8 protein-coding genes are annotated in these 8,687 nt (G+C 55.1%); 4 read left to right on the top strand and 4 right to left on the bottom strand.

The window, feature by feature from the left end:
• Positions 1–135: 135 nt before the first annotated feature.
• Genes pgl through gnd form a run of 3 tightly spaced genes read right to left on the bottom strand, consistent with a single transcriptional unit; the run spans position 136 to position 3,354 of the window.
• Positions 136–897: a 6-phosphogluconolactonase gene (pgl, locus tag BUE18_RS16500; protein WP_073477295.1), complete on the bottom strand. Its 762-nt coding sequence runs from the start codon at positions 895–897 to the stop codon at positions 136–138.
• Positions 894–2,453 (bottom strand): glucose-6-phosphate dehydrogenase, encoded by a 1,560-nt coding sequence (gene zwf, locus BUE18_RS16505; RefSeq protein WP_083611077.1) that lies wholly within the window; start codon positions 2,451–2,453, stop codon positions 894–896. The genes pgl and zwf overlap by 4 nt, the downstream gene beginning before the upstream one ends.
• Positions 2,446–3,354, bottom strand: coding sequence for a phosphogluconate dehydrogenase (NAD(+)-dependent, decarboxylating) (gene gnd, locus BUE18_RS16510; protein WP_073477296.1), 909 nt, complete (start codon positions 3,352–3,354; stop codon positions 2,446–2,448). The genes zwf and gnd overlap by 8 nt, the downstream gene beginning before the upstream one ends.
• A gap of 220 nt (positions 3,355–3,574) precedes the next feature.
• Between gnd and BUE18_RS16515 the strand changes: the two genes are divergently transcribed.
• From BUE18_RS16515 to BUE18_RS16530, 4 genes are all read left to right on the top strand, one after another.
• Complete coding sequence (locus BUE18_RS16515) at positions 3,575–4,093, top strand: NUDIX domain-containing protein (RefSeq protein ID WP_073477297.1); 519 nt, start codon at positions 3,575–3,577, stop codon at positions 4,091–4,093.
• A 77-nt stretch (positions 4,094–4,170) separates the two neighbouring features.
• On the top strand, positions 4,171–5,847 hold the full coding sequence (locus BUE18_RS16520) for a hydantoinase/oxoprolinase family protein (protein WP_073477298.1): 1,677 nt from the start codon (positions 4,171–4,173) through the stop codon (positions 5,845–5,847).
• Entirely contained in the window at positions 5,844–7,157 is a 1,314-nt protein-coding gene (locus tag BUE18_RS16525) for a histone deacetylase family protein (protein ID WP_073477299.1), read from the top strand. The genes BUE18_RS16520 and BUE18_RS16525 overlap by 4 nt, the downstream gene beginning before the upstream one ends.
• Positions 7,158–7,257: 100 nt before the next feature.
• Complete coding sequence (locus BUE18_RS16530) at positions 7,258–7,773, top strand: hypothetical protein (protein WP_073477300.1); 516 nt, start codon at positions 7,258–7,260, stop codon at positions 7,771–7,773.
• A 64-nt stretch (positions 7,774–7,837) separates the two neighbouring features.
• Here the strand turns inward: BUE18_RS16530 and BUE18_RS16535 are convergent, their stop codons facing one another.
• Positions 7,838–8,500 (bottom strand): HAD family hydrolase, encoded by a 663-nt coding sequence (locus BUE18_RS16535; RefSeq protein ID WP_073477301.1) that lies wholly within the window; start codon positions 8,498–8,500, stop codon positions 7,838–7,840.
• Positions 8,501–8,687 lie beyond the last annotated feature (187 nt).

Below are 8,687 nucleotides of genomic sequence, written 5' to 3' on the forward strand. Positions count from 1 at the left end.
TTTGAACAAATTGGGCTCCAACCCAGGGCCCTGTTGGTTTTTCTTAGCAACGATAATTTCTATTACACCATTGTTTATGTCATAGTTTTCAACGTTGCGTCAAAGAAATATCATGGAATTACATCGCGGTTCAGTTCACGCTATTGAATCAAGATAGGCGCCGGAGGCGGATTGGTCAAGAGCCATAACAGCCCGTCGGGCCTTTTTCCAGACCATGGAAGCCGGAGCTTCCGGCGCTTGATCGCACAGAATATTGCGGACGATTTCCGCCTTGCTTGCGCCGGAAATCAGGAACAGAATTTTTTCCGCAGCAAGAATAAAAGGCATGGCGAGAGTAATCCGGTCATGAGGATGCCGGTCCGACCGGGCCGCATGCACCCAGGCGTCTTTAGGATAATCGTCAACTTCTTCGGGAAAAAGGGATGCGGTGTGGCCGTCCGAGCCCACGCCTAGCAGGACGAAATCCAGGTTATTTGCCTTGGGCGGCGCCGGGCAAAGCACGTCATGAAGCCTTGTTTGGTAAGCCTTGGCCGCTTTTGCCGCGTCCTCCAAATGAACCGGGACGGGATAAAACCGGTTTTGGGGAAAGCCCGCCGGCTGAACAAGAGACTCCATGATCAAGCGTTGATTGCTGTCTGCGCAGTCCGCGGAAACCATGCGTTCGTCCACCTGAAACAGGCGGGACTTTGCAAGCCATGTTTTATTGTCATTTTGAGCCAGAGCATTGAAGAAGCCAACAGGGGTTTTGCCTCCTGAAAATGCAGCGGAAAACCGGCCGCGCTCCCGGATGCCGGATGAGGCGCACTCCAGATAATATTCAGCGGCGTAAGCGGCCAATTCCTCGGGTGTTTCTTGAATGACGACGGTCTTGCCGGGTCCGGCATCTTTGACGATCATGCAAAATCTCTCCAGTGCCTGCCGTCCCGCGCCATCAATTCGTCCGCGTCCGCAGGCCCCCAGGTCCCGGCTTGGTAATTGGGAAAATTTGCAGGCGGATTATCCTCCCAGTATTGAATGATGGGGTCTACCACGCTCCACATGGCTTCCACGCCGTCCTGCCTGGCGAACAGGGTAAGGTCGCCCCGCAGGCAGTCCAGCAGCAGACGGGCGTAAGGGGGATAGCTGGCTGCCTGGAAGGCTTTGGAATAGTTGAACTCCAGCAAAGAAGGATGGGGGATGTTTCCCACGCCCGGCTGCTTGGCGTTAAACCGGAGGATGATGGATTCTTCCGGCTGAATTTGAAGGTGCAAAGCGTTTGGAGCGTCCTGGCAGGCCGAGCCCATGAGCTTTAAAGGCGGCTGCTTGAACTCCACATAGATTTCCGTGATCCGCTTTTTCAACCTTTTACCCGCCCGCAAGTAAAACGGAACCCCGGACCAGCGCCAGTTGTCGATATAGAACTTGCCGGCGAAAAAAGTGGGAGATACGGAATCCTTCGCCACATTGGCTTCTTCCCGATATCCCGGAACGGCCATTTCGCCGTATCGCCCCGGGCCGTACTGGCCCCGAACCATGTTGTGACGCAGATATTCCTCATCCACCTTTCGGAAGCTCTTGTATATCTTGAATTTTTCGTCCCGCACTGCGTCCGCGTCAAAACTGGCGGGCGGCTCCATGGCGGTATGGGCGACCAGTTGCAGCATGTGGTTCTGGATGATGTCCCGAACCACTCCAGCCTGCTCGTAGAAGTTTCCTCGGGTTTCTATGCCGATGTCCTCAGCTGCTGTGATCTGGATATGGTCCACGTAATTCCGGTTCCATAAGGGCTCGAACACGTTGTTCCCAAACCGGAAGAACATGAGGTTCTGGACGGTCTCCTTGCCCAGGTAATGATCCATGCGAAACACCTGGTTTTCGTCAAAGGCATCCAGCACCCTTTGGTTGAGAGCCCGGGCCGACGCCCTGTCCACGCCAAAGGGCTTTTCCATAATCACCCGAACGCGGCCCGGTCCTTGGGCCAAACCGTGATGCTTCAACTTGGCGATAATCACAGGCGCTGAGTCGGGCGGCGCCGCCAGGTAATGGAGCAGGTTGAGTTTTTCTTGTGAACCCCCGGGCAATCCATTCACGACGGCTGCTTTGACTTCCTCATATTTGGAGTCGTCTTCAAAATTGGCGGAGATGAATTCAAAACGGCTGACGAACTGGTTCAGCATGTCTTCCGGGGCGGGAGCTTCACAATGCTTGATCACGGATTCCTTGATCATCGCCTGGTACTCCGCGGAATTAATCTTTGTCCTTGCAAACCCGATTACGCGAAAATCTTGGGCCAGGAGGTTGTCCCTGTATGGCCGAAACAACGTTGGCGCCAGTTTTTTCCGGGCAAGGTCTCCGGCGCCGCCGAACATGATCATGATAAAAGGATAGTCCCTGGCGCCCTGAGTTCCCAGGGGCAGGACGCACGGATCCACAGGCGGTTGACCGCCTTGGGCGGCCGGGCCGGAATCACTCATCGTGGCCGCTCCTTATTTTGTGGCCGCCGAATTCCTTTCTGAGGGCGGCGATTACCTTGGCCGCAAAAAAGCTGCTTTGCCGGGACCGCAGCCTTTCCAACAAGGCCGTGGTGATGACGGGCGCAGGCGCGTCCTGTTCCATGGCCTCGGCCACGGTCCACCGGCCTTCGCCCGAGTCCTCCACATACGCCCAGACGGACTTAAGGTCCGGTTCTTCGCGGAAAATATTTTCGCACAACTCCAGCAGCCAGGACCGGATGACGCCGCCCTGATTCCAAAGATGGGCGATCTTGCCCAGGTCCAGGCCGAAATCCTCTTTGCCGTGCATAAGCTCGAATCCTTCGGCGTAGGCCTGAAGCATGCCGTACTCAATGCCGTTGTGAATCATTTTTACAAAATGGCCCGCTCCATTGGGGCCTACATGCAAAAATCCGCCGGGCGGCGCCAAATCTACAAAAATGGGCTTTAGCAGGTTAAACGCCTCCTCTTCCCCGCCCACCATCAGGCAATAGCCGTTTTCCAGCCCCCACACGCCTCCGCTGACGCCGGCGTCCAGGAAGAAAATCTCCTTTTCCTCCAAGGCGCGGGCGTTGGCCATGGAGTTCTTATAAAAGGAGTTGCCGCCGTCTGTAATGCAGTCCCCCGGCTCCATAAAATGAATCAATTGGTGGATGATGGAATCCGTTGTCTGGCCCGCAGGAACCATCACCCACACAACCCTGGGGAGCGGCAGGCTGGCGACCAGATCTTCCAGGCTTTCTGCGCCGTATGCGCCCTTGGCCGCGATGGCTTCCACCGATTCCCTGGTTCGGGCGTATGCTGAAACCTTATGGCCTCTTGCCAGCAGCCTCTCCACCATGGCTCCGCCCATTTTGCCTAATCCCACAAACCCGATTTCCATTGGATCCTCCGAAAACTATCTGATGATGCAAAAACGCGAATGGGATGATTCGCCGGCATGGATCGCCGGCGCCGAATTTTTCATTTACAGAGAATATACTACGGTCCAATCGCGGGGTTCAAGGAAAGTCTATGAAATGATTTGCGTCCCGGTCCTATTTGATTTATTGTTGGTGAACAGTTTGATCGCGCCTTGAAACAACTCCCGGATCGGAGCATCCATGAAGGACAGCAAGACCATTCACCAAGGAAGAGTTTTCACCCTGAAACACGACCAGGTAACCCTGCCCAACGGCAAGGAAACGGGTTTGGACGTCATTCGCCATCCGGGGGCGGCGGCCATGATTTGCTTGAATGACAAGCAGGAGGTTCTGCTTCTGCGGCAGTTCAGATACGCAGCCGGGGGATATCTCTATGAAATTCCAGCCGGGACTTTGGAGCCCGGGGAATCTCCTCTTGACTGCGCGGCGCGGGAAATCGAGGAGGAGACGGGATTTTGCGTTTCCACGTGGAAAAAGCTGGGAAAAATGATTCCTGTGCCCGGATATTCGGATGAAGTGATTCACATCTTTTACGGTACAGGGTTGACGCCCTCCACCCAAAACCTGGATCAGGACGAGGTTTTGGAGGTGGAAGCCGTTCCATGGGAAAAGGTCATGACCATGGCCGGGGACGGTACCATCTGGGACGCCAAAACCCTGTGCGCGCTTTTTTGGCTTGACCGGGAGCTCTCCCGTTGAAAATCTTTACATTTCCGGCTTAACCGTTTATGCTGGAAAGGTTTCTACAACCCCAAACGCGGCCTTCAGGTGTTCATATGATTCTAGGACTTGACGTTGGCGGAACCCAGACCGACGCCGTTGTGTTGGAAGACGGCCATGTCCGGGCGCACACAAAAACGGTTAATCGCCCGGAACTTCTCGAAACCTTAGGACAATCCCTTGATAAAACCCTGGCTGGAATAGAGCCGGACAAAATTCAACGCATGGTGTTTTCCACCACCATGGCCACCAACGCCGTGGTGATGGACAACATGGACCCGGCGGGCATGATCGTTTCGGCGGGACCGGGCATGAACCCGGAATGGTTCAGCGTCGGCCCCTCCTATCATGTGGTGGAAGGGTGCATGGATCATCGGGGAACCGAGGTGATGGCCCTGGATAAAAGCCAGGTGAAAGAAGCCATCCGGGAAATGGAAAAGGCGGGCGTAAACGCTTGCGGCATCGTGTGCAAGTTCTCGGTCCGCAACCCCCATCAGGAATTGCAGTTGGAGGAATGGCTGGGCGATCAATTCGGGTACAAAGCGCTCGGCCATCGCTTCTCCGGCAGCCTAAACTTTCCCAGGCGCATAGCAACCGCTTATTTAAACGCGGCATTGCACAAACTGCATACAAAATTCATTTCCTCCCTGGAAACCACGCTCACGGAAAGAGGACTGAACGCGCCCCGGTACTTGATGAAACCGGACGGCGGAACCATCCGTTTGGATAAGAGCTGCGAATTTCCCGCCCAGACCGCCCAGTCCGGTCCCGCAGCCAGCGTCATGGGCGCTCTGGCTTTGGACGGATGCAAAGGCGTGACTCTGGTCCTGGACATCGGCGGAACCACGACGGACATGGCCCTGGTTCTGGACGGCCTGCCTTTGTGGGTGCCAAACGGCATTCGCATCGGCGAGCACAGGACGTCCATCCGCTCCCTGCTGACCCGCTCCGTGGGCTTTGGCGGAGACTCGGAAGTCAGGGTGGAAGACGGCAAAAAGCTGTCCATCGGCCCCATGCGCCGGGGCGAGGCCATGGCTTTCGGCGGCCCCATGCCCACTCCCACGGACGCCATGATTACCTTGGGGCTTATGGAGGAAGGGGACAAAGACCTGGCCCGAAAAGCCATGGAGGACATCGGCGCCCAGCTATCCTTGGACGCAGAAAAAGCAGCTAAAATGATCCTGGAGGAAACCACCAAGGGCATGACCAAGGCGGTCATCGAATTTGTCAAAAGGATCAACTCCAGGCCCGTCTACACCATCCATGAAGTCATAGAAGGCATTAAAATAGATCCCGACCGCATTGTGGTGCTTGGCGCTCCCGCGCCTATTGTCGCGCCCATGCTGGAAAAAGCCTTTAACATCCCTTGCGTCGTGCCGCCCCATTACCAGGTGGCCAACGCCGTGGGCGCCGCTGCAGCCAAGGTTACGGCGGAAATTTCGCTCCAGGCGGACACCCAGCGCGGGTCCATGGTGATTCCCGAGGTGGGTTTGGAAAGCGCCATTGCCAGGGATTTTACCATGGCGGCGGCCATGGAACAGGCCAAGGAGGCGTTGTTCTCCAGAGGGCTGGCCGTGGGCGCGGACCCCGGCGACCAGGAGTTCGCCGTCATAGAAAAAGAAGAGTTCAACATGATCCGGGGCGGGTACAGGGTTGGAAAAAACATCCGCCTGAAATTAGCGCTGGTTCCGGGTTTAATTCCTGACTGTAACTGCGGGGGGCAGCAATTATGATTAGGGCGAAACGAAAAACCGGGCTTGTTTTTTTTCCCGCTTTTGACTGGGCCATCAGCCCCACCCATCCAGAAAGGGAGGAAAGGCTTTTATACACCCAGGATCAGGTCATGGAAGAAGGCCTGCTGGACGTGCCGGGAATTCGCGAATACCGGGTGCGGCCGGCTAAATACAGCGACCTGCAACGGGTGCATTTTTGCGTGCCCGATGAACCGTCCATGGCGACGGAAAGCCATTTGATTTCCGCCGGCGGCTGTCTGGTGGCTGCCGACGCGGTCATGAAAAAGGAAGTGGAGAGCGCCTTCGCCCTGGTTCGGCCTCCCGGACACCATGCCATGAAAGTGGTTCACGGCAACCGGGGATTTTGCAACGTCAACATCGAAGCTGTTATGGTGGAATATATCCGGGACGTCTACGGCGTGAAAAAAATCGCCATTGTGGATACGGACTGCCACCATGGGGACGGCACCCAGGACGTTTACTGGCACGATCCAAACGTGCTGTTCATCTCCATGCACCAGGACGGCAGGACCTTGTATCCCGGCTCCGGCTTCGCCGAGGAAAACGGCGGCGCCAACGCCAGGGGGACGACCATCAACATTCCCTTGCCTCCCAGAACCGGCGAAAAGGGCTTTTTGTACGCCCTGGACGAACTGGTCATGCCCCTGCTTGAAAAATTCGAGCCGGAGCTAGTCATCAACTCGGCCGGCCAGGACAACCATTTCGACGACCCCATCACCCACATGAACTTCTCCGCCAAGGGATATGCAGAATTGAACGCCCGCCTTAAGCCGGACCTTGCGGTTCTGGAAGGCGGCTACTCGGTGGAAAAAGCCCTGCCCTACGTAAACGTGGGCATTATCATGGCCATGGCCGGCATGGACACATCCACGGTCAAGGAGCCCGGGTATGACAAGCACTATGCGCCCCAGGCCCCGGACATTACGGATTATATCACCAACCTCATGGGAACTTTAAAAGATCAGTTTCTGATCAATCCCCCGGCGCCGCATCCGGCGAAAAACGGCGAGATTATCACGACATCCAAGAGGATCTTTTACGATACGGACATGATCAACGAAAACCAGGACGAACGCCTGGTCCGTTGCCGGGATTGCGCAGGGGCCCTGGCCATCGACTCCCACTCCAGCAAGGGGAACAAAATGATGGGCATCCACATACCCAAGGACGCCTGCCCCATGTGCCAAAAGACGGCCGAAAAATGGGTGAACGAAGCCCTGGACAACAAAAAATTTCACCATATCTTTTTGCAGGACCGCACCAAATGCACGTACGAGGTGCTTCGTTAAGGGCCAACTGAAATCTTGAAATAATACTTATGATGGGATCTCAACAGATTTTAATCCAGTTGTGTTGAGATCCTATCTTTTTTTTGGGGAAATGCAATCCATGAGTAATATTGGACGATGGAAGTTGCTGGGCGTGGTATTAATTGCAATTGCTACTGTTGCACTTGGCTTTTGGGCCATGAGCAAGCCGTCCAATCTTGGGCGCCCCCGGCTTGATGTAAAAAAACTTTCAGCCCTACCGCCTGATGTCAATCTGCCAATCTATCCTGAGGCTGAAAACGTCGAGTATTATTCAATGGCCGGCGAAACGGTTTTTGGCGTCAGCCTTGAATCGCACCAGAGGCATCCCACTTATGCAATTATGGAATACTACGACGAAGAATTAGCCCGCTCCGGCTGGACGCCTTTTTGCGAGGAATATTACAAATACGGGGATAGAAAATGGGAAAGACATACAGACCTTCGTAAAGGCTCTCCCAAAGAGGTAGAACGTTTTGTCGCATATTGGGTTAACCCTGACAAAACAAAGCGGTCAGTACTGATTTTGCGATACTATGGGTTCAACAGCCGTGAGCCGGGAGAATCTGCCTTCTCCAACAAAGAGCCGGGTTTGTAACATACCAGGAAATGCCTTTCTTTATTCTCCCGGCTCCGACAAATGGGTAAACCATGAACACTGATCAGCGATAGGATAGAATCGGCCAGTCCATTTGATCGGCCTTTTTCCTGAGCGGGTCGGTGGGCTCTACGGCAAACGGGTTGCCCACCATGGAAAGGAGCGGGATGTCCGCCTGATGGTTTCCATAGGCAAAGGACCTGGCGAGGTCAATGTTTTCGGACTCCGCAAGGGCTCTCGCTTTTTTGACCTTTTCCTCCTCAATGCACAATGGCCCCCGGGTTCGCCCGGTCAGCATGCCGTCCGGGCCGGTTTCCAGGTCGCTGCAAAGCAGATGGTCAAACCCCAGGTCGGCCCGCACAGGCTCCAGGGTGTACCGGAGGGAGCCTGAAATCAGGACCGTGACATGGCCTTGCTTCTTGTGCTCAAGGAATCTTTCCAGGATATTTTTGGCAAGCTGGGGGCGGATCATGTCTTCGTAAAACTCGCAAATCCCATCCACAAAAGGATCCAGAGGCTTGCCCCTGTAGAAGCTCAAAAGAATGCGCGCCATGGCCGTCTCGGACAACAAATGCCTTTTATAAAGCAGGCTGGAGCCCCAGACTTTCAGGATATACGGCAAGGGCGCCAGCCCCGTCTCCCACAAAAACTTGATGCCCTGCTTTGCGGAATCGGTCTCCAGCAGCGTGCCGTCAAAATCAAAAAAGGCTCCAATGCGTTCGGTCATGACAATCTCCTGTGTCACCGAAGAATATGCACGAATCCCGAACAAATAGCAAGGAAGGCATGAAACCCAAAATCCGCGATTGGATTTGCCGGAGGGGTGGTTTGAACATTTCAGGGCGTTTCAGCCCTTTTTTTAGGAGTCCGGCGGACTCATCGCCCCCTCCAGGATGGCCAGGGAAGAATCCTCA

This window comes from Desulfatibacillum alkenivorans DSM 16219 (assembly GCF_900142135.1).
GTDB classification, from domain to species: Bacteria; Desulfobacterota; Desulfobacteria; order Desulfobacterales; family Desulfatibacillaceae; genus Desulfatibacillum; species Desulfatibacillum alkenivorans.

Excerpts from the sequence above, each read along its gene's own strand:
- pgl (WP_073477295.1), bottom strand. The coding sequence starts at position 897 with ATGATCGTCAAAGATGCCGGACCCGGCAAGACCGTCGTCATTCAAGAA.
- zwf (WP_083611077.1), bottom strand. The coding sequence starts at position 2,453 with ATGAGTGATTCCGGCCCGGCCGCCCAAGGCGGTCAACCGCCTGTGGAT.
- gnd (WP_073477296.1), bottom strand. The coding sequence starts at position 3,354 with ATGGAAATCGGGTTTGTGGGATTAGGCAAAATGGGCGGAGCCATGGTG.
- BUE18_RS16515 (WP_073477297.1), top strand. The coding sequence starts at position 3,575 with ATGAAGGACAGCAAGACCATTCACCAAGGAAGAGTTTTCACCCTGAAA.
- BUE18_RS16520 (WP_073477298.1), top strand. The coding sequence starts at position 4,171 with ATGATTCTAGGACTTGACGTTGGCGGAACCCAGACCGACGCCGTTGTG.
- BUE18_RS16525 (WP_073477299.1), top strand. The coding sequence starts at position 5,844 with ATGATTAGGGCGAAACGAAAAACCGGGCTTGTTTTTTTTCCCGCTTTT.
- BUE18_RS16530 (WP_073477300.1), top strand. The coding sequence starts at position 7,258 with ATGAGTAATATTGGACGATGGAAGTTGCTGGGCGTGGTATTAATTGCA.
- BUE18_RS16535 (WP_073477301.1), bottom strand. The coding sequence starts at position 8,500 with ATGACCGAACGCATTGGAGCCTTTTTTGATTTTGACGGCACGCTGCTG.